Annotated in this window: 20 protein-coding genes and 1 tRNA gene; 14 read left to right on the top strand and 7 right to left on the bottom strand. The window is 67.5% G+C overall.

Annotation, left to right across the window (positions count from 1 at the left end; all coding sequences use genetic code 11):
* The 7 genes from PV781_RS13510 to PV781_RS13540 all read left to right on the top strand — a co-directional run.
* On the top strand, window positions 1–1,095 hold a 1,095-nt coding region (locus PV781_RS13510; RefSeq protein WP_489667329.1), incomplete at its 5' end, for a coiled-coil domain-containing protein.
* A gap of 346 nt (window positions 1,096–1,441) precedes the next feature.
* A complete protein-coding gene (locus PV781_RS13515) occupies window positions 1,442–1,642 on the top strand; it encodes an AtpZ/AtpI family protein (RefSeq protein ID WP_274776164.1) in 201 nt (66 codons plus the stop codon).
* A 61-nt stretch (window positions 1,643–1,703) separates the two neighbouring features.
* On the top strand, window positions 1,704–2,456 hold the full coding sequence (locus PV781_RS13520) for a F0F1 ATP synthase subunit A (protein ID WP_274776165.1): 753 nt from the start codon (window positions 1,704–1,706) through the stop codon (window positions 2,454–2,456).
* Between the two features lie 47 nt (window positions 2,457–2,503).
* Window positions 2,504–2,731 carry a F0F1 ATP synthase subunit C gene (locus tag PV781_RS13525; RefSeq protein ID WP_209098783.1) on the top strand — a complete coding sequence of 76 codons (228 nt, stop codon included), beginning with the start codon at window positions 2,504–2,506 and terminating at the stop codon, window positions 2,729–2,731.
* Window positions 2,732–2,802: 71 nt separating this feature from the next.
* The gene (locus PV781_RS13530) at window positions 2,803–3,522 is read left to right on the top strand and encodes a F0F1 ATP synthase subunit B (protein WP_274776166.1); all 720 of its coding nucleotides are present in this window, start codon (window positions 2,803–2,805) and stop codon (window positions 3,520–3,522) included.
* 64 nt (window positions 3,523–3,586) lie between these two features.
* Window positions 3,587–4,081 (top strand): F0F1 ATP synthase subunit B family protein, encoded by a 495-nt coding sequence (locus PV781_RS13535; protein WP_274776167.1) that lies wholly within the window; start codon window positions 3,587–3,589, stop codon window positions 4,079–4,081.
* Window positions 4,082–4,410: 329 nt separating this feature from the next.
* Window positions 4,411–5,604 carry an SGNH/GDSL hydrolase family protein gene (locus PV781_RS13540; protein ID WP_274776168.1) on the top strand — a complete coding sequence of 398 codons (1,194 nt, stop codon included), beginning with the start codon at window positions 4,411–4,413 and terminating at the stop codon, window positions 5,602–5,604.
* A gap of 188 nt (window positions 5,605–5,792) precedes the next feature.
* On the opposite strand, the gene PV781_RS13545 is transcribed toward PV781_RS13540, so the two are convergent.
* Entirely contained in the window at window positions 5,793–6,278 is a 486-nt protein-coding gene (locus PV781_RS13545; RefSeq protein ID WP_274776169.1) for an Hsp20 family protein, read from the bottom strand.
* 406 nt (window positions 6,279–6,684) lie between these two features.
* On the opposite strand from PV781_RS13545, the gene PV781_RS13550 reads away from it, so the two are divergent.
* Both PV781_RS13550 and PV781_RS13555 read left to right on the top strand, forming a co-directional pair.
* Entirely contained in the window at window positions 6,685–7,155 is a 471-nt protein-coding gene (locus PV781_RS13550) for a hypothetical protein (RefSeq protein WP_274776170.1), read from the top strand.
* 47 nt (window positions 7,156–7,202) lie between these two features.
* Window positions 7,203–8,261, top strand: a complete 1,059-nt coding sequence (locus PV781_RS13555; RefSeq protein ID WP_274776171.1) for an alpha/beta fold hydrolase — start codon at window positions 7,203–7,205, stop codon at window positions 8,259–8,261.
* Window positions 8,262–8,431: 170 nt separating this feature from the next.
* Here the strand turns inward: PV781_RS13555 and hisN are convergent, their stop codons facing one another.
* On the bottom strand, window positions 8,432–9,217 hold the full coding sequence (gene hisN / locus PV781_RS13560) for a histidinol-phosphatase (RefSeq protein ID WP_274776172.1): 786 nt from the start codon (window positions 9,215–9,217) through the stop codon (window positions 8,432–8,434).
* Between the two features lie 1,153 nt (window positions 9,218–10,370).
* Entirely contained in the window at window positions 10,371–11,261 is an 891-nt protein-coding gene (locus tag PV781_RS13565; protein WP_274776173.1) for an N-formylglutamate amidohydrolase, read from the bottom strand.
* A gap of 281 nt (window positions 11,262–11,542) precedes the next feature.
* Between PV781_RS13565 and cpdR the strand changes: the two genes are divergently transcribed.
* Window positions 11,543–11,902, top strand: coding sequence for a cell cycle two-component system response regulator CpdR (cpdR, locus tag PV781_RS13570; RefSeq protein ID WP_209098765.1), 360 nt, complete (start codon window positions 11,543–11,545; stop codon window positions 11,900–11,902).
* A gap of 125 nt (window positions 11,903–12,027) precedes the next feature.
* Window positions 12,028–12,102: transfer RNA gene (locus tag PV781_RS13575), tRNA-Val, on the top strand.
* Between the two features lie 92 nt (window positions 12,103–12,194).
* On the opposite strand, the gene PV781_RS13580 is transcribed toward PV781_RS13575, so the two are convergent.
* The 4 genes from PV781_RS13580 to PV781_RS13595 form a co-directional block, all read right to left on the bottom strand.
* The gene (locus PV781_RS13580) at window positions 12,195–13,043 is read right to left on the bottom strand and encodes an SDR family NAD(P)-dependent oxidoreductase (protein ID WP_274776174.1); all 849 of its coding nucleotides are present in this window, start codon (window positions 13,041–13,043) and stop codon (window positions 12,195–12,197) included.
* A gap of 68 nt (window positions 13,044–13,111) precedes the next feature.
* A complete protein-coding gene (locus PV781_RS13585) occupies window positions 13,112–13,915 on the bottom strand; it encodes a heme ABC transporter ATP-binding protein (protein ID WP_274776175.1) in 804 nt (267 codons plus the stop codon).
* Window positions 13,912–14,991, bottom strand: coding sequence for a FecCD family ABC transporter permease (locus PV781_RS13590; RefSeq protein ID WP_274776176.1), 1,080 nt, complete (start codon window positions 14,989–14,991; stop codon window positions 13,912–13,914). Before PV781_RS13590 ends, PV781_RS13585 begins: the two co-directional genes overlap by 4 nt.
* Window positions 14,988–15,938: a heme/hemin ABC transporter substrate-binding protein gene (locus tag PV781_RS13595; RefSeq protein ID WP_274776177.1), complete on the bottom strand. Its 951-nt coding sequence runs from the start codon at window positions 15,936–15,938 to the stop codon at window positions 14,988–14,990. Before PV781_RS13595 ends, PV781_RS13590 begins: the two co-directional genes overlap by 4 nt.
* Before the next feature lie 334 nt (window positions 15,939–16,272).
* Between PV781_RS13595 and PV781_RS13600 the strand changes: the two genes are divergently transcribed.
* The 3 genes from PV781_RS13600 to hemH all read left to right on the top strand — a co-directional run bounded on the left by PV781_RS13600 (window position 16,273) and on the right by hemH (window position 20,167).
* The gene (locus tag PV781_RS13600; protein WP_274776178.1) at window positions 16,273–18,465 is read left to right on the top strand and encodes a TonB-dependent hemoglobin/transferrin/lactoferrin family receptor; all 2,193 of its coding nucleotides are present in this window, start codon (window positions 16,273–16,275) and stop codon (window positions 18,463–18,465) included.
* 40 nt (window positions 18,466–18,505) lie between these two features.
* Complete coding sequence (gene hmuQ, locus PV781_RS13605) at window positions 18,506–18,835, top strand: heme-degrading protein HmuQ (RefSeq protein WP_274776179.1); 330 nt, start codon at window positions 18,506–18,508, stop codon at window positions 18,833–18,835.
* Window positions 18,836–19,090: 255 nt separating this feature from the next.
* Window positions 19,091–20,167 (top strand): ferrochelatase, encoded by a 1,077-nt coding sequence (gene hemH / locus PV781_RS13610; RefSeq protein WP_274776180.1) that lies wholly within the window; start codon window positions 19,091–19,093, stop codon window positions 20,165–20,167.
* Window positions 20,168–20,376: the final 209 nt, after the last annotated feature.

Genomic DNA, 20,376 nt, shown 5'->3' on the forward strand with positions numbered 1-20,376 from the left:
GAACGGCGCTCCTGGACCGAACGCGCCGGCGGCGCAGGCGCCCGGATCGCAGCGCTGGAGGCCCGCCGCGACGAGGCGCAGGCGGAACTGGACGGGCTGGCCGACGCCCCCGCCGAGATCATCCTGCGCCGCCGCCGCCTCCTGACCGAAACCGAGCAAGCAGAGGCCGGCCGCCGCGCCGCCGCCGATCGCCTCGCCGAGGGCGAGGCCGCGCTGGCCGCCGCCGACCAGGCTGCCAAGGACGCGCTCGCCGCCCTCTCGGCTGCACGCGAGGAAGCCGCCCGCTGCGAAGCGCGGCTGGAGGCCGCGCGCCAGCGGCGGGACGACGTGGCCCGCGACATCACCGATGCCCTGGACGGGCCACCCGAAACCGCCTTCACCCTCTCCGGCCTCACCGCCGATGCCGAGCCGCCGCCCCTCGACACGGTCGAGGCGGCCCTTGAGCGGGCGCGGCGGGAGCGGGACCGCCTCGGCGCGGTCAATCTGCGGGCCGAGGTGGAGCTTGAAGAAGCGGACGGGCGCCTGGAAACCCTCACCCGCGAGCGGGACGACCTGGTGGAGGCCATCCGCCGCCTGCGGTCGGGCATCCAGAGCCTGAACCGGGAGGCCCGCGAGCGCCTTCAGGCCTCCTTCGCCGTGGTGGACGGACATTTCCGCAAGCTGTTCGACACGCTGTTCGGCGGCGGCGAGGCGCAATTGGTGCTGACCGACGCGGACGACCCGCTGGAAGCCGGTCTCGACATCATCGCCAAGCCGCCCGGCAAGAAGCCGCAGACGCTCTCCTTGCTCTCCGGCGGCGAGCAGGCGCTCACCGCCATGGCGCTGATCTTCGCGGTGTTCCTGACCAACCCCGCCCCCATCTGCGTGCTGGACGAGGTGGACGCGCCCCTCGACGACGCCAATGTGGAACGCTTCTGCGTGCTGATGGACGAAATGACGCGGCTGACCGACACCCGCTTCCTGGTCATCACCCACAATCCCATCAGCATGGCGCGGATGGACCGGCTGTTCGGCGTCACCATGGCCGAACGGGGGGTCTCGCGGCTGGTGTCTGTGGACCTGCAGCACGCCGAGCGCTTACGCGAGGTGAGCTGATCGGTGCCAAGGGTTTGAGTTCACTGCCGTTTTTCGCGTGATTTCAGGCAGTTAAATCGCTCCGCGCTTTCCTTGACACTCAAATATGCCGCAACTATGGTGCCGCGCGGTTTCGGGGGGCCGTGATCGCCTGATCCACACCCGCGAAGCCGGAGTTCGTAGCATGTCGAAACGATCGGATTCCGATCCTCGGAAGACGGGCCAACGGCAAGCGGACCACGAACCAGAGGTGGGTGATCCCGGACTTGCGGATCGGCTTCAGCGTCTCAATGCCGCGCTTGACAAGGCGCGGCCAAAAGACCAATCGCAGCCGACGGGACCGCAACGCAACAACACCGCCTCGGGCATGGCTTTGGCCTTTCGCCTGGGATCGGAGTTCGTGGCGGGGACTCTGGTGGGGGCCATGATCGGCTGGGGCATCGACGCCGTCTTCTCGGTGTCGCCCTGGGGCATCATCCTCTTCACCCTGATCGGCTTTGCCGCCGGCGTGCTCAACATGATGCGCGCGGCCGGCGAGACCGGTGGAAAGAAGCCTCCGCAGGGATGAGCCCTGTAGAGGATGTGGAATTGTGGCGGCGCAAGCCGCACGGAACAGAGGCGCGTGTCGGATGAACATCGATCCGATCCACCAGTTTCAAGTGCAGCGGTACGTAGAGCTGCTGCATGTCTCGGGCGTCAGCGTCTCCTTCACCAATTCCGCCGCCTTCATGGTCGGCATCGTCGCCTCCATCTTCCTGTTTCTGACCTACGCCACCCGCGGCCGCACCTTGGTGCCGGGCCGGATGCAGTCGGTGGCTGAGATGTCTTACGAATTCATAGCCAAGATGGTCAGGGATTCGGCCGGCAACCAGGGCATGGTCTTCTTCCCCCTGGTCTTCTCGCTCTTTATGTTCGTCTTCGTGGCGAATGTGGTGGGCCTGGTTCCCTACACCTTCACGATCACCGCCCACATCGTCGTCACTGCCGCTCTTGCGCTGCTCGTGATCGGCACCGTGATCGTCTATGGCTTCTTCAAGCACGGCACCCACTTCCTCCACCTGTTCGTGCCGTCGGGCGTGCCCTCCTTCCTGCTGCCCTTCGTGGTGCTGATCGAGGTGGTGTCCTTCATCTCCCGCCCCATCTCCCTGTCGCTGCGTCTGTTCGCCAACATGCTGGCCGGCCATATCGCCCTGAAGGTGTTCGCCTTCTTCGTGGTGGGCCTGGCCTCGCTCGGCGTCGCCGGCTGGTTCGGCGCGGTGCTTCCCTTCTTCATGATCGTGGCGCTGACGGCGCTCGAGCTGCTGGTCGCGGTGCTGCAGGCCTACGTGTTTGCGGTCCTCACCTCGATCTATCTCAACGATGCGGTGCATCCGGGCCACTGAGCCCTGCCCTCATCTGAACCCTCACGTGTTTCTCAAGGAGCAGTACTATGGACGCGAACGCTGCTAAGTTCCTGGGCGCCGGTCTCGCCTGCCTCGGCATGGGTCTCGCCGGCATCGGCGTCGGTAACATCTTCGGCAACTTCCTCGCCGGCGCTCTGCGCAACCCCTCTGCGGCCGACGGCCAGTTCGCCCGCGCGTTCATCGGCGCGGCGCTCGCGGAAGGTCTCGGCATCTTCTCGCTCGTCGTCGCTCTCGTTCTGCTCTTCGTGGCCTGATCGGCACGACATAAGCGGCGGCTTCCGGGTGATCCCGGAAGCCTGATGGACGAAGGACGGACAGGCGAGCCATGACCAAGACATGGAAGCTGATAGGTGCTGCGGCTGTGACGGGAGCCCTGCTGATGGCGGGGCCGGTGACGGTGGTGGCCGGCAGCGATACTGCACCTCAGCGGGTGTGGAACACGGTGACCTCCTTCGTCGTCGCCGAAGCCCATGCGGCGGCCCCCGGCACGGGCGAACTCGCCCATGCCGTGCACGGCGAACATGGCGGGGATGGTGAGCACGGCGGCTTCCCGCCGTTCAACCCCACCCATTTCGCCTCCCAGCTGTTCTGGCTGGCTCTGACCTTCGGCGCCCTCTATTTCCTGATGAGCCGCGTGACGCTTCCGCGCATCGGCCGCATCCTGGAAGAGCGTCACGACCGGATCGCCCGCGATCTGGAAGAGGCCTCGCAGCGCCGGGCGGAAAGCGAAGCGGCCCAGGCCGCCTATGAGAAGGCCCTGGTGGAGGCCCGCAACAAGGCCAACGCCATTGCCGGTGAGGCGCGCAACCGCCTCGCCGCCGAGACCGAGACCAACCGCAAGAGCCTGGAAGCGAGCCTCGCCGCCAAGCTCGAGGAAGCGGAGCGTCGCATCGGCGCCACCAAGACCGAGGCCATGTCGCATGTGCGCGGCATTGCCGTGGACACGGCCAACACCATCGTCTCCAGCCTGGTCGGCACCACCGCCCAGAATGCGGATGTGGAGCAGGCGGTGGACGCGGCCCTCGCCCAGAAGACGGGCGCGTGATTTTCCCTGTCACCGCGTGCCGTGGGCACGGGTGACGACCTGATACCGGCGATCGAGGACTGCCATGAACGAGATGCAATTGGCCGAGCTCTGGGTGGCCATCGCCTTCCTGCTGTTCGTCGCCATCCTGCTCTATTACGGCGTCCACCGCACCATCGCCGCGGCGCTGGACAATCGCGGCGCCCGCATCGCCGCCGAGCTGGACGAAGCCCGCCGCCTCAAGGAAGAGGCGCAGAAGCTGGTGGCCGAATACAAGCGCAAGCAGCGCGAGGCGGAAACCGAGGCGGAATCCATCGTGACCGCCGCCAAGGCCGAGGCTGAGCGCCTCGCCTCCGAGACCCGCGCCAAGCTGGAAGACTTCGTCGCCCGCCGCACCCGCATGGCGGAAGAGAAGATCTCCCAGGCCGAATCCCAGGCCGTGGCCGACGTGAAGGCCGTGGCTGCGGACGCGGCGGTGAAGGCGGCCGAGCGGCTCCTCTCCGGCATCGCCCGCGACGCTTCGGTGGGTGAGCGGCTGGTGGGTTCGGCCATTGCCGATGTACGGTCGAAGCTGAACTGAGGACCATCGGAGACCTGCACCCGCAGTCTCCCCGTATCCAACGCATTTCAACGCCGTCGCGGCCCCGGCCCGGCGGCGTTTTTGCGTTTGGCCACCCGGGGGGCGCGCCCCTGCGCCCTGGAGAAACAGGAAAGAGAGGAAGCGGCCGCCTGCCGCAGTGCGGGCTCAGTCAGGCCCATGCGGCGCAGTCTGCGCCGCGCCCCTGCGGGACATCCCGTCTTGAAACCGCCGGCAAGGTCGGCCATTGCTGATGCATGACGCCCGCTGACGCCCCTGTCCCCTGCCCCTTTGCCCTGTGGCCAACTGCGGCCGCGCGCCGGATTCAGGCCGTGGCATGGGTAGCGGTGGTCGCGAGCATTCTCTTTGGCGCGGCCCTCGCTCAGGCGCAGGATTTGCGGCCACCGGGCAGCATTCCTCGTCCGCCGGCCAATGTGGGCGGCGGTGGCGGTGGCCTCTTCGGCGGCTGGAATCCCTTCGCCCCGCTCTTTCCGCCCCAGCAGCAACAGCCGCAACAGCAGGTGCAGCCCCAAGCTCCCAAGCCACCGCCCGAGCCGGAAGGCACCGTTTATTCGTCGGCCGACGAGGCCGTGCAGGGCAAGAAGCAGCCGCCCACCAAGTTTGTCCTGGTGATCGGCGACCGCATGGGCGCGCAGTTCGCCAAGGGACTGGCGGACGCCTATGTGCCCGAAAAGGGCAGCCCGGCCGTGATCGCCCGCACGGACGATGACAGCGGCTACCTGCCCGGCGAGACACCGGACATCACCGACTGGATGGCCAAATGGCCGGAGGCGGTCAATGCCGCCCGGCCGGGTGTGACGGTGGTGAGCCTCGGCGCCAACGACATTCATCCCATTCGCGACGGCGACACGCAGGTGGAGCCCTTCACCGACCGCTGGACCGAGCTTTATGGCAAGCGGCTGGACGACTTCCTCGCCGCCCTTCGGGCACGGGTCGGCAATGTGGTGGTGGTGGGTCTGGCCCCGGTGCAGAACGCAGCCACCATGGCCGATTACGAACGCCTCAACGACATCCTCAAGAGCCACGCGGCGAAGGCCGGCGTCATCTTCGCCAATGTGTGGGACGGCTTCGTGGACGAGGATGGCAAATACACCGCTTCCGGCGCGGCCGTGGATGGGCAAAGGCGACGCCTGCGCCTGAATGACGGCATCCGCTTTACCCGGGCCGGCGCCCGCAAGCTCGCCTTCTTCGCCCAGAAGGACATTTCGCGCATCCTGTCGGAAGTGGAGCAGATGCCCGACACGGGCCCCGGCGCGGATGGCACGCGAGGGCCCATGTCCCTGAACGACCGGCCGCGCTTGGGCGCCAGCGCATTGGCCGGCGGCACCACGCCGCTCCCCGCTGCGGTTCCGGCTGCGGCCACGGCCAGCGAATCGCTCCGCGCGCTGAAGGAAGGGTTGCCGGCTGCGGCACCCGCAGGGCGCGCCGATGATTTCACGTGGCCCCCGCGCACGACCGGACCGGCATCGCCCCCGGTCTCTCCCGCAAAGCCGGCGAGCCCTTAGGCCGGTCTCCCAGATCCTGCCGGTGAACACGGCGGGCTGAGCCAGTGCCCCCTTGCATGAAAAAAGCGCCCCGCTTTCGCGGAGCGCTCTCAGACGCCCGGGACCCGCGGGCGGGGACGCCTCAAGTGCCCCCTGCCTCGCGAATCAGGATCGAAGGGAGGCCGGCTCAACCGGCCTCGCGGCGCAGGTCAGGCCGCCTTGGCGTCCGTCGCCTCGGCCGCCGCCGTCACGCGGGGCGCCTCGGACGGAGCGGTGGCGATGGAGATGGTGCGGGGCTTCTTCGCCTCGGGAATGTTGCGCACAAGCTCCACGTGGAGCAGGCCATTCTCAAGGCGGGCGCCGCGCACTTCCACGTGGTCGGCCAGCTGGAACCGGCGCTCGAACGCGCGCGCAGCGATCCCGCGATAGAGGACCTGGCTGTGCTCCGCATTCTCCGCCGTGGCCTTCTCGCCGCGAAGGGTCAGGCTATTTTCCTTGCTCTCGATGGAGAGTTCGTCGGCGGTGAAGCCAGCCACTGCGACAGTGATGCGATACTCGTTCTCGCCGGTCCGCTCGATATTGTAGGGCGGATAGGTGGGCGCCGCGTCCACGCCACCGACGGTGTCGAGCAGCGAGAAGAGGCGGTCAAAGCCGACGGTGTTGCGATACAGGGGGGTCAAGTCAAAGCTACGCATGGCATATCCTCCTAAAGCGATACGCTTGGATCTGCCGGGCCCGCCGAAGCCGGACCCGGTGGGGTCGCGCCGTCTGATGACCGACGCTGTCCGGGATGTGGGAAGCAGGTGGACGGGCGTCAAGACCGGGCGAACGGCCATTTCATGAACGTCAGCTGAACAGCCTGTCCGCCCCCCATTCAGGGGCAGGGCCTATAGTCTCGCCGGCCTGCCAATCCCCCGGATGTCGGCGGGCGACCGCGACACCCTGGACGTTCGCCCCTGGCGGAGGCGCGGGCATTGATATAACCACCCGTCCTGCCAGCTTCGGGCAGGGAGGCGGAGCATGCGCACAGGCGCCGGACTTCTCACCCTCGCATTGGCCGTCAGTCTCCCGGGCTTCCAGGCTCCGGGGCCTTGCCGACAGATGAAGGACATCGTCGCAGCGGCCCATGCCTCCGGTGCCGCCCAGGCCGACGAGGCGGACTGGTACGGCCCTCCCGGCACCCTCGTGCGCATTTCCGCGCCCGAAGAACCCTTCCTGCCCATGACCTTCCCGCCTGCCGTACCGGCCGCCCCGCCCCCCGTGGCTGCCGCCCCCGCGCCTGCCCCGCTCACCCATGCGGGGGACGGTTTGTCGCGGGCCTTCTTCATGGCCCCCGCTTTGTCGCCCTATGTCACGCGCGCGGCCAGCACGCCGCCGCGCTCGCTGGGGGACATGGAGCGGCAATTGACGGCTTGGGGCTTTACCGAGATCACCAGCCTGGAGATCCGGGGCGCCAGCTATCTGTGCGAAGCCACAGGCCCCCGGCGCGAGCGCGTGCGGCTCGTGCTCGATGCGCGCTCCGGCGAGATCAGCGGCATGGAAGTGATCGGCTTCGCGAACAAGCGCTATTGAGCGCGTTTGCCGGCCGCCATGGGCGCGCTATAGGCTCTGAGCCCGCAATGTCCGTCAGGCACTCCATGCCCCAGCCGTCCGCCTCCGCAGAAACTCGACCGCTCCCCGGCGATGCAGCGGGGCCATCGGTGCTGCGCACCATTCCCGGGAGCCCTGTTCCGGCGGGGGCGGTGAGCGGCCATCTCGTCACCGCCGATTCGATCCGGATCCGTTTCGCCCATTGGCCGCCCGCGCCCGGCACGCCCTGGCGCGGCACGGTGACCGTGCTGCCCGGCCGGGCGGAATTCATCGAGAAATATTTCGATGTGGTGCGGGACCTGACCGCGCGCGGCTTCGCCGTCGCGACGCTGGACTGGCGTGGCCAGGGCGGGTCGGAGCGCCTGCTGGCCAATCCCCGGCGGGGCTATGTGGGCGACTTCCTGGACTATCAGAGGGATCTTGCCGCCTTCATGCGGCAGGTGGTGCTCCCCGATTGCCCGGCGCCGCATTATGCGCTGGCCCATTCCATGGGCGGAGCGGTGCTTCTGGACGCCCTCCTGGCGGGCCATCGCTGGTTCGACCGCGCGGTGCTCGCCGCCCCCATGCTCGCCCTCCAGCTGGGCGCCATGACCGGGACGGTGGGCGTCGTGGCGGCGGCTGGCACAGCCGTCGGACTGGGGCGCGCCTATATTCCGGGCGGTGGGGACACGCCGATCAATTTCCGGCCCTTCCCCATCAATCGCGTCACCTCCGACCCGGTGCGCTATGCCCGGGCTGCGGATTTCATCACCGCGCATCCTGAAATGGGACTGGGCTCGCCCACCTTCCGTTGGCTCGCCACAGCCTTCGCAGCCATGCACCGCGTCACGGCGCCGGAAGCGCTGCGCGCCATTCGCCTGCCGCTGCTGCTGATGGCGGGTGGAGCGGATCGCATCGTGTCCAACCGCATGGTGGAGCATGTGGCATCCCGGCTGATTGCCGGCGCCCAATTGGTGATCCCTGCCGCCAAGCACGAGCTGATGATGGAACGGGATGCCCTGCGCAGCCAGTTCTGGGCGGCCTTCGACGGCTTCATTCCGCCCACGCCCTTGCCTGGCAAGGCCGGGCCGGCCGAGCCCGTGCTCTAGGGAGCGAGGCGGTGCAGACACCGGCGTCCCTGCGCCTCGTCCCCACGCCGAGCCGCAGGCGGGCGATCTCGAGGCAGCCCGCGATTCGCCGGCCGGAGAGGTCAGGGGTCGGAGCGCATGCTGAAGCCTGATCCGGCCAGGGTGAATCAAGCCGGTCGATGACTTGCCCTCTAAGCGCCCGCGAGGAGCTCAAGGGCGGCGGCGTGAACGGCCTTGCTGCCGGCCGCCACCACCCGCCCCCCTTTGGTGGCGGGCTCGCCCTCCCAGGTGGTCACCACGCCGCCCGCGCCTTCGATGATGGGAATGAGGGCGACGATGTCGTGATTCTTCAGGCCGCTCTCGATGACCAGGTCCACCAGCCCGGCCGCCACCATGCAATAGGCGTAGCAATCCCCGCCATAGCGCGAGAGGCGCACGCGCTCTTCCACCGTGCGGAAGGCCGCCCGGTCGGCCTCGTTCATCAGCAGCGGGCTGGTGGTGAAGAGGATGGCGTCCTCGATTCCCGCGCAGGCGCGGGTGGTGAGGCGCCGGTCGCCGGCGGGTCCGCGATAGAAGGCGTTGGCGCCGTCGCCGAAGAAACGCTCCTTGATGAAAGGCTGGTGCATCATGCCATAGACCGCCGACCCTTCCTTCAGGAGGCCGATGAGGGTGCCCCAGGCCGGCATGCCGGAAATGAAGGACTTGGTGCCGTCGATGGGATCGAGCGCCCACACATAGGGCGCTTCCACCTGCTGGTCGTCGAACTCCTCGCCAATGATGCCATGGTCAGGGAAGTGCTGCTGGATCAGGCGGCGCATCACCTGCTCGGCGGCGCGGTCCGCCTCGGTGACAGGATCGAAAGCGCGGCCGTGGCTCTTGTCCTCCACGCCGAGCGTGGTGCGGAAGAAGGGGAGGATGGCCTCGCCCGACACCGTGGCGAGCTGGTGGACGAACGTATCCAGGGCGACAGGGGTCATGGGAAGCCTTCCAGGAGCCATAGGGGACGCGCCGGCGCGCGTGGGACTTCTCTAGATCAGGTCCGGCCCGTTGGCATCCCAAACTGAGGGGGCGCTCTCCTCCGATCCTGGGAGGACCGCGACCGCCGGATGGCACCATTCGGATTGGAGCCGGCGCAGGAAGGGGCAAAACGTTTTAAGGCTGCGCCCTGACGTTAGGCGCGGCAAGGCCAAGGGCTTGGCGTCCAACGAAAGTTCATCTGCGAGGCATGCCTAATATATCAGCAGGCGCCAATCTTGCGGCAGAGGGGGCTGGAGCGCATATTGATGCGGCGCGGCATTGCGTGCTGCAGTGCCGCTGCCCTCCTTGGGCGTTTCCTCCCTAGACTTGGGCCGCTCCGGCATACCGTGAGCGGCCCCTTTCTTTTTGGGCGTCATTGCGCCGTGGCCGGCTGTGCCGTGCCGTTTCTGCCCCCTCAACACATGCGCCCGGCCAGCAGGCCCGAACCCTCGCGCCAGATCCGCGACAGGGACCGCTGCTGCCACCCTTGCGCCCGGCCCGAACCACCTTCCCCGGGCCACGCGTGCAGCGCAACGCGCCCCTACGGAAAACGCATTCCTACCGCCGGAGAGGTCTTAAATTACCTTTTCCGGTAATATCAGACCTCACAACCGATTTTGATTGTCTTTTTCCCGCGTGGCCATGGGGTCACTCGGGCTCGAATCCCGGAACATTTGCCGAACAAAGCCGCAGATTCGGCCACGAGGCTGCATCACCCCACACCCCGCTGCACGTTTTCTCTTTGTTTTTCAACCGCTTACAGCACTCCACCGCAATGCGACAAACCAGCACTTGATTTCTGGCACCGCAATGGGCTATTGCTGCATTGCGACATGGCGATTGGCGTCGCTGTGTCGCTGCCCTCCTTGGGCGTTTCCTCCCTAGACTTGGGCCGTTCGCTTCGGCGGGCGGCCCCTTTCTTTTTTAGGGCGACCGTTTGGGACAGACGGTCTGCACGCGGGGCTGCGAAGCAGCGAACCGCCATGCGCAAATTCGTATATCTGCCATTCTGAAAACGCAAGGCCGTCGCGCCGCCTTTGCTGCGCAAACTTGCCGCGCCCCTGCCTCGCTACCCTGGCGCGCAGTATACCACGCCGGAAGCCTTGGCCCGGCTCACTCGGCCGCAGCGGCCCGGCGAGGCACCAGCACCTCCAGAACGGCGCGGTTGAGACAATCGGCGATGGCGCTCATGTCCGCCTGGACCCGCGCAAAGCCCGCCGCCCGCTGGTAATGCGCCTCGTCCATATAGAGGCCGCGATTGATCTCGATCTGAACCGCGTGGAGGCCAGCGACCGGATTGCCGTAATGCTCGGTGATGTAGCCGCCCGCATAGGGCTTGTTGCGCACCACCGCATAGCCGCGGGCGATGAACTCCTTTTCCAGCACGTCGGTGACGAGGCCACAGCAGCTGGTGGCGTAGCGATCGCCGAGCACGATGTCCGCCCTCACCCCCTCCTCCCGCGTCGGGCCGGAGGGCATGGAATGGCAGTCCACCAGCACCGCCACCCCAAAGGCGCGGTGGCTGCGCGACATGAGGCGGCGCAGGGCCTGATGGTAGGGCTTGTAGAAGGTCTCGATGCGCTCCAGCCCCTCGGCCACGGTGAGCCGGCGCTGGTAGATTTCCTGCGATTCGCCCACCACGCGGGCGATGGTGCCGAGCCCGCCGGAGACGCGGATGGACCGGGTGTTCGCAAAGGCCGGCAGGCGGCCGTCGAACATGCGCGGATCGAGCTCGTAGGGCTCGCGGTTGAGGTCAAGGAAGGCACGCGGGAACAGCGCGCGCATCAGCGGCAGGCCGTGGCCCACCACATCCTGAAACAGCTCGTCCACAAAACTGTCTTCGGACCGGCGCAAGGTGTCGAAGTCGAGCCGCACCTGATCCATGAAGGCGCGCGGATAGATTCGGCCCGAATGGGGAGAATTGAACAGGACCGGCCCCTGCACCTCGTCGGGCATCAGGATCTCGAACGGCGGGTCGATGGATTCGGCAAGGCAGGCTGTCATCGAGGCCCGTTCATCCTTCAGCGCGCGGAGCGGTCGGCGTGCATGATGCCCAAGCGGGAGGCCGCTTGAGAAGATGCAGAAAGGTTCACTTCGAATTTACCCGTTTTGAGGCAAGAAGCCTATGGAGGAACCGCCGCGCCCTTTCTCGCGCGCGCAGTGCCTCGCGACGGGTTGATTTCGTCCCGCACCGGGGCCAAGAGCGGGCAGCGAGAGCAGCGGCGGCTGGGCTTTGGTGATCCTGCCTTGAGGCGCGGGATGTGGGCAATCGAGGGGTAAGAGGCGTGTCGAAGATCCTTTTGGCCGAAGACGACAACGACATGCGTCGCTTCCTGGTGAAAGCGCTGCAGAATGCGGGCTACAACGTAGCCTCCTATGACAATGGCCGCTCCGCCTATGAGCGGATGCGGGAAGAGCCGTTCGAGCTGCTGCTGACGGATATCGTCATGCCGGAGATGGACGGAATCGAGCTGGCCCGCCGGGCGACCGAGCTCGATCCGGACCTGAAGGTCATGTTCATCACCGGCTTTGCGGCGGTGGCCCTCAATGCGGACGTGGAAGCGCCCTGCGAGGCCAAGGTGCTCTCCAAGCCCTTCCACCTGCGCGACCTGGTCAGCGAAGTGGGCAAGATGCTGGCCGCCTGAGAGGCGGCCCCCGCGCGCCCCGGTACGGCCTTCGGCATACAGCCTGGGGATGACGCAAATTTCCCTTTTCGAGGCGCCTTGCTTCCGGCCGACCGAGCCGATATAGAGGCCTCCTCCTGGCGGATGGGCGCGTAGCTCAGCGGGAGAGCACTACGTTGACATCGTAGGGGTCACAGGTTCAATCCCTGTCGCGCCCACCATCCGCACCTCCTGACATGACGGACAAAGACGACCGAACCGCCCCGAAGGGCGATCCGGTACCCGTCATCGCCGCGCCTATTTCTCGACGCGCCTATTTCTCGACGAACGCCTTGAACGCCTCCGCATAGGCGGGATGCCAGCGCGACAGCGGCGGGCGATTCTCCACGATGTCGCCGGCCGCCCACAGGATGCGCCGTTCATCGAGGGCGCGGGGCACGTCATTGTCGGGGCACAGGATGTAGAAGTCGCCCGCCTCCAGCCGCTCCAGCATGAAGTCCACCGTCTCGTCCGGCGTCCAGGCGCCGGCCGGCTTCTCGCTGCGTCCACGCGCAGTGAGGCCGGTGAAGACGAAGCCGGGAATCAGCAGGTGGGCGGTGACCCGGCAGCCGGGCGTGTTGCGTAATTCGTGCTGGAGCGCCTCGGTGAAGGCCTTCACGCTTGCCTTCGAGACATTGTAGGCGGGGTCGCCCGGCGGCGTGGTGATGCCCTGCTTGGAGCCGGTATTGATGATGAGGCCCGGTCGCCCTTGCGCGATCATGCCGGGGGCGAAGATCTGGCTGCCCTCGATCACCCCCCACAGATTGACCGCCATGATGCGCCGCCACTGGCGCTCGGTGTCGAACGTGGTGCTGCCCGGCTGGATGCCCGCATTGTTCATCAGCACGTCCACCGTGCCGAACGCGCCCCGCACGGTCTGCTCCAGATGCTCCAGCGCGCCGGGCTCTGAAACGTCGGTGGGCACGGCCAGAACATGGGCCGTCCCGGGCGGGGCTTCTGCGTCCAGCGAGCGTTCCGCCTCGGTCAGTGCCTCACCGGGCAAGTCGGCGATGGCCACCTTCAGGCCGAGGCCGAGAAAGCGGCGGGCGGCCGCAAGGCCGATGCCGGACGCGCCGCCGGTGATGACGGCCACATGGCCGGGGGTGAGAGCGGGATGGGTCATGACGGCTCCTGCGATGCGGCAAGCGGACGAGCCGAAGGAAAGCCCGCCTCCACCGCCGCCGCAACCCATCAACGCGGAGCTTGGCTTCCAGATCCGAGGATGGACTGGGGCAGGAGGAAGGGGCCGGCCGGCACCGCATTCATGCGCGCGTTCACGCCAAACACCTTGCGCAGCAGATCGTCCGTCAGCACGTCGGCGGGCGGGCCGGACGCCGCAATGCGGCCCGTCTCCACCACCACCAGCACATCCGCCGCCATGGCCGCCAGATTGAGGTCATGCAGGATGGCCAGCACGCCGCCGCCCGCGCGCGCATGGCGGCGGGCGACATCGAGCACGAGAAGTTGATGGGACAGGTCGAGCGAGGAGGTAGGCTCGTCCAGGAGAAGAAAGCCCGTCCCCTCCCCGCCCCCATCCAGCTGGGCGAGAACCCGGGCAAGGTGCACCCGCTGCCGCTCGCCCCCCGACAATTGCGCGATGCGCCGGGACGCGAATCCCGCCAGATCCACCCGCGCCAGCGCCTGCTCGATGCGCGCCTCGACGCCGGCCCCGGCGCCCATCAGGCCGATGCCAACCACCTCCGCCACCGTGAAGGGAAAGGCCACCTCGGTGGATTGCGCCAGCACCGCCCTTCGCCGGGCCAGGAGTGCCGGCGGCAGGGTGAAGATGTCCCGCCCTTCAAGCGTCACACGGCCGCGCGCGGGGCGCAGCTCGCCCGCCAGCACCTTCAGCAAGGTGGACTTGCCGGCGCCGTTGGGGCCGATGACCACCGTCACCGTGCCGGGCGTGAGGGCAAGGGAAACGCCGTCCAGGAGCCGACGCCCGCCGCGCTCCAGGACGATGTCCGCCATCTCATAGGTGCGCGCCGCGCTCATCCCAGAGCCCCCCGCCGCCGCATGAGCAGCCACAGGAAGAAGGGCGCTCCGATGAGGGCCGTGACGACGCCGAGCGGCAGTTCGGCGGGCGCGGCCAGCATGCGCGCCGCCACATCCGCCAGGAGGAGCACGGCGGCGCCCAGCAGGGCCGAGGCGGGCAGAAGCACCCGGTGGGAGGGGCCGAGCGTCAGGCGCACCAGATGGGGCACCACAAGCCCCACGAAGCCGATCACCCCGCAGGCCGCCACCGCCGCCCCGACGCCGCCCGCCACCGCGAGAATGGCGATGCGCTTCAGCCGCTCCACGCGGATGCCCAGGTGGAAGGCTTCCGCCTCGCCCAGCGCCAGCGCGTCGAGCCCGCGCGCGATCACCGGCATGACCAGGAGAAGCGCCAGCACGAAGGGCGCCGCCAGCGCCGCCTTCGCCCAGGTGGCACCGCCCAGGCTGCCGAGCGTCCAGAACAGGAATTCGCGCGACTGCTGCTCGGTCGACAGGAACACCAGGAGGCCGGTGCCCGCGCTCGCCAACGCGCCCAAAGCAAGGCCGGCAAAGAGAAGGGTCGCCACCGAGATATAGCCTTCCCGCATGGCGAGGCGGCCGATCAGCAAGGTGGTCACCAGGCCGCCCGCGAAGGCCGCCACCGACAAGGAGAGCGGCCGCAGCGCGCCGGGCAGCATCAGCCCCAGATCCCCCGCCAGCACGATGAAGGCCACCGCCGCCAGCGCCGCGCCGGGCGAGACGCCGACGAGGCCGGGATCAGCCAGCGGATTGCGGAACACGCCCTGGAGGATGGCGCCGGAAACCGCCGTCGCGGCCCCAGCCAGCGCGCCCAGCACGGCGCGCGGCAGGCGCACATCCAGCACCACCACGCGCTCGCGAATGCCATAGCCGGAGGGCGCCGCGGTGCCGGTCATCGCATCGCGCAGCACCGCCCACAGGCGCTCGGGGGCGATGCTCACCGGGCCGAGGCAAAGGGCGGCGGCGAAGGCGGCAAGCGCCAGCACGGCAAGCACCAGAAGGCCGAGGCCGGCCGGCGGACGCGTGCGGCCGGCGCGTCCCGGCAAGGCGAGGCTCACTTCCCGCCCCCCGCCCAGGGCCGTGGGGGCAGCTCAGGAAGGCTCTCGCCGGGATGGAGGGCAAGAGCCAAATCGCGCGCCGCCTGAGGCGCGCGGGGCCCGAAGCCCAGAAGATAGGAGCCCGGCAGAGCCACGAGACGACCATCATGGGCGGCGGGGGTCCCCTTGAAGGCGGGCAGGGAGAAGATCACGTCGGCGGTGAGCTTCTGCCCGCCATCGGTCATCACCACCACGGCGTCGGGATCGGCGGTGAGCGCCACCTCGTCAACCGCCGGCTTGAAACCGGGAATGCCGGCCATGGCATTGGTGACGCCGGCCAGATGAAACATGGCATCCGCGCTGGTGCCCGCCCCGCCCACCACCGGCGCGCCGCTGGAGGCGGAGAGCACGAAGACGGCACGCGGCTTTCCCTTCAGCTGCGCCACCCCTTCCGCGAGGGCCGTGAAATCCGCGCGCACCGCATCCGCCAGCGCCCGGCCTTTTTCCGGCACGCCCATGGCATCGGCGATGATCTCGATCTTGCGCACCACGCTTTCGGGCGTGTGGCCATCGGGAACGAGCACCACCGGCACGGACGCCTGCTTCAGCACATCCAGCGTCGCGGGCGGGCCAGCGCCCTCGATGGCCAGGATGAGGCTCGGATCGGCCGAGAGCACGCCTTCGGGTGCGAGCGTGCGGGAATAGCCCACATTGGGCCGGCTGCGCGCTTCGGCGGGATATGTGCTGGTCTGGTCGACGCCCACCACGCGATCGCCGAGGCCGAGGGCGAAGAGGATTTCCGTCACCGCCCCGCCGATGGAGACCACGCGGCTGGTGTCACGCACCTCCACCTGCCGGCCGGCGGCATCTGTGACCTGATGCTGCGCGAAGGCGTAAGGCGGGCCGGCAAAAACCGGGGCCGTGACCGCCAGGGCCACCAGAGCGAGAGACTTCAACACGCTGCGCATCGGCGCCTGCCTTCCCGAAAACCGACCGCCCCTGCGCCGTCATAAATCCAGATGGCGAATTCACAAGCCACCAGACGTAGTTTGGAATTTGTAAAACTATTAAAAATGAGCGTATCTCTATTTTTAATACATCCAATTATATTTGCAACACTACGTATGATTCCGTAAGGTTAGAGCTATTCAACTTGACCCTAGCCTCACCAATTCAGTAGGCGGAAAGAGAAGGCGCTTTTGAGGCGCCAGAGCGCGACGCGGTCCCTTCGGATGCGGCGCACGGCCCGCAAAGCCCGGCCTGCCGGGCGGTAGCCAGCCCAAACCTGATTTGGAGGCTTCCATGACCCGCACCTCCGCGCGGCCGGTTTCGCGCGCCCTGAACCGTTCGGCCCTCCTGTGCGGCGCGGCGGGCGCGGCCCTGCTCCTGGCCCCGGTCGGCGCCTTCGCTCAGCAGGCCGCCGCCCCGGCGGCGGCGGCAAGCAGCGGCAACGAGATCGCGCTCGATGCGGTGACCGTCATCTCCACCTTCACGGACTTGCCCACGGTGGACACGCTGGCGGGCGTGAGCGTGCTGCGCTCCGACCAGATCGAGCAGCTTGATCCGGCGCGGGCGGCGGACCTGTTCTTCGGCATGCCGGGCGTGACCGCCATCCAGAACGGCAATTCCTCCCAGACCTCCATCAATATTCGCGGCTTGCAGGATTTCGGCCGCGTGGCGGTGTTCGTGGACGGGGCGCGGCAGAATTTCACCCAGCTCGGCCATGCCAATGCGGCCGGCTCCTTCTTCCTGGAGCCCGCCCTCATCAGCGCGGTGGACGTCTATCGCGGCCCCTCCTCCAACCTCTACGGCACCGGAGCCATCGGCGGCGTGGTGGCCTTCCGCACCAAGGATGTGCAGGACATCCTGAAGCCCGGCCAGACCTGGGGCGTGGAGGGCACGGGCGAGATCGGCAGCAACGGCCCCATGGGCTTCGGCTCGCTCTTCGGCGCCGCGCGGCTGGGCCAGAATGTGGACCTGTTCTGGGGCGGCACCTATCGCAAGGCCAATGACTACAAGGACGGCAATGGCGACGTGGTGCCCGGCACCGCCTATGACACCTGGACCGGCATCGCCAAGGCCACCTTCCGGCCGGCGGACTATCACCAGGTGAAGCTGACCGCCATCAACTACAATTCCACCTATACGACCAGCAACGAATACCCCACCTCCACCACCAGTCAGTATGGCACGCAGGTCATCAACCAGACCCTGACCGCCAACTACAATTACATGAACCCCAACGACAATCTGTTTGCCTTCGACGGCAACATCTATTGGAACCGGGTGAAGGAAGACCAGGTGAAGGTGGCGGGCTCGGCCTCCACCATCACGGGCGCGGTGGGCAATCCGCGCTCCTTCACCATCGACACCACGGGCTTCGACGCCAACAACACCTCGCGCTTCGACTTCTATGGCCTGCGCAACGCCATCACCATCGGCGGCGACTATTTCCATGACGATGTGAACAACGTCGACAATTACGGCTTCGGCGACGGCTACAATCCCTCCGGCACGCGGGGCGTGGGCGGCGCCTTCGTGCAGTGGCAGGGCAATTATTCCACCTGGCTCGAGGCCATCGCGGCCGTGCGCTATGACAGCTACAATCTGAGCGGCGACGGCGTGACCAATAGCGGCGACCATGTCTCGCCCAAATTCACCCTCGGCCTCACCCCCGTGCCGTGGTTTACCGTCTACGGCACCTATGCCCAGGCCTTCCGCGCCCCGGCCGTCACGGAGACGCTGGTGGCCGGCGCCCATCCGCCCGCCATTCCCATCGTGACCTGCCCGGACGGCTCGTTCGGCGTGTTCTGCTTCGTGCCGAACCCGAACCTGGCGCCGGAGGTGGGCACCAACAAGGAAATCGGCATCAACATCAAGTATGATGATCTCTTCATGCGCGGCGACAAGATCCGCCTGAAGGCGAACGTCTATCGCAACGACGTGTCCGACTATATCGAGCTGGTGCAATACGGCACCACCCGCTACGGCACCACGGCGTATGCGCAATACCAGAACATCGCCAATGCCAAGCTCACCGGCTTCGAGCTGGAGAGCATGTATGATGCGGGCGCCTGGTTCCTGGGGGTGAACGCCACCGTCACCAATGGCGAGAACACCTCCAACGGACAGCCGCTCTCCTCGGTGATGCCCGACAACATCGCCACCACCCTCGGCGTGCGGCTGTGGGACAACAAGCTGACCATGTCGGTGCGCTGGATGGCGGTGGCGGCGGTGACGGCGGCGGACCTGCCCACCGACGGCGTCTATGAGCCCACCCCGGCCTTCAACCTCGTCAACTTCTACCTGGGCTATACCCCCTCGCCCAATGTGCTGGCCTCGTTCTCGGTCGAAAACCTGCTCAACGAACAGTACACTCAGTATCAGCAATTCCTGCCCAGCGCGGGCATCACGCTGAAGGGCGCCCTGACCATCAAGTTCGGCGACGGCCAGCTCGCCTCACTCTCGCCGACAGTGGCGAGCCTCACCAAATAGAGCCCGCGCCCTCGCGGAGCTGATCGAGAAGGAGTGATCCATGTATATCGCCATGAACCGTTTCAAGGTGAAGTTCGGGTCGGAAGCCGAGTTCGAGCGCGTCTGGCGCGAGCGCGACAGCTATCTGGCGACCGTCCCCGGCTTCGTCGCCTTCAACCTGCTGAAGGGCCCCCAGCGGGAGGATCACGTCCTTTATTCCTCCCACACGGAATGGCGCTCCAAGGCGGATTTCGAGGCCTGGACCAAGTCCGAAGCCTTCCGCGCCGCCCATCGCGATGCCGGCACCAACAAGGTGAACTATATCGGCCCGCCGGAATTCGAGGGGTTCGAATCCGTGCTCGCCCTGACACCCGCCGAAAGCGCCGCCTGACCTCCGCGACGCTCTCCCCGGCAGACCGCCCGCCTCCCCCCGGAGGCGGGCGGTTTGCGTTTGCGGGCCTTGAGGCAGCGCATTGACGAGGCGGTCGGATGGGGCCATGTGGCAGGCAATAAGCGCGGAACGCCTCGGACCCCGCCCGGGACCCCGCCCGGCGCTGGTCCAAAGGCGGGTTTCGCGCGTAGCCTTCCCTGAAGGGCTTCGCCGCCGGCGCGGCGGCGGCCCGAACCGGTGAGCCCCATCCCCGCCATGACTGCCTCCTCGTCCGTGTCCTCCGTCCCGCCCTCCCCCGTCGTTCCGTCCGCCTTGCCCGCCGACCATCCGAAGGTGGCGTTCGGGCGCATTGGGGTGCTGCTGGTCAATCTCGGCACGCCGGAGGCGACCGATTACTGGTCCATGCGGCGCTATCTGAAGGAGTTCCTGTGGGACCGGCGGGTGATCGAGGTCAACCGGCCGCTCTGGTGGTTCATCCTCAATGCGATCGTGCTCACCAAGCGCCCGGGGCCCAAGGGCAAGGACTATGACACCATCTGGAACAAGGAGCTGAACGAGGGTCCCCTGAAGACCATCACCCGCTCCCAGGCCCAGAAGCTGGCGGAGCGCCTCGCGGGGCTGGATTCCCGCATCGTGGTGGACTGGGCCATGCGCTATGGCAAGCCGCCCATCAAGGAGCGCATCGAGGCGCTTCAGGCGCAAGGATGCGAGCGCATCCTGCTGGTGCCGCTCTATCCGCAATATTCCGCCGCCACCACCGCCACCGTCTGCGACAAGACCTTCGACGCCTTGAAGGCCATGCGCTGGCAGCCCATCCTGCGCGTCGCCCCGCCCTGGCATGACGACCCCACTTACATTGATGCCGCCTGCACGGCACTGGAGGGGCACCTTTCCAAGCTCGACTTCGAGCCGGAGGTGATTCTGGCCTCCTTCCACGGCGTGCCGCTCTCCTATCTCCACAAGGGCGACCCCTATCACTGCCAGTGCATGAAGACCGGCCGCCTCATGCGCGAGCGCCTGGGCATGACCAAGGAGCGCTTCCGCATCACCTTCCAGTCCCGCTTCGGCACCGAGGAATGGCTCCAGCCCTATACGGACAAGACCGTGGAGGCGCTGGCCAAGAGCGGGGTGAAGCGGCTCGCCATCGTCAATCCCGGCTTCACAGCCGACTGCCTGGAGACGCTGGAGGAGATTGGCGGGGAGAACCGGGAGATCTTCGAGCACAATGGCGGCGAGAAGTTCGCGGCCATCCCCTGCCTCAACGACACGGACGAGGGCATGCGGGTGATCGAGACCGTGGTGCGCCGCGAACTGTCCGGCTGGGTGGGCTGAGGCCCCTCCCGTCCCGATGTGGGACAGGTCCCTGGTGGCGCATAAAACGCAGCGGGAACGAAAGGCGCGCGAATCGCGGCCGGGCGGATGTTCGCCGCCCGTTCCATCCTCGGCGCGCGTCCGGACGCCTGTCCCGGTTTGAAACAGGGCACCCCCGGCCGGAAAACGCAGCGCGAACGAAGGGCGTCCGAATCACGCAAAGAGCGATG

It is taken from the genome of Aquabacter sediminis (genome assembly GCF_028863665.1).
Classification (GTDB): Bacteria; Pseudomonadota; Alphaproteobacteria; order Rhizobiales; family Xanthobacteraceae; genus L1I39.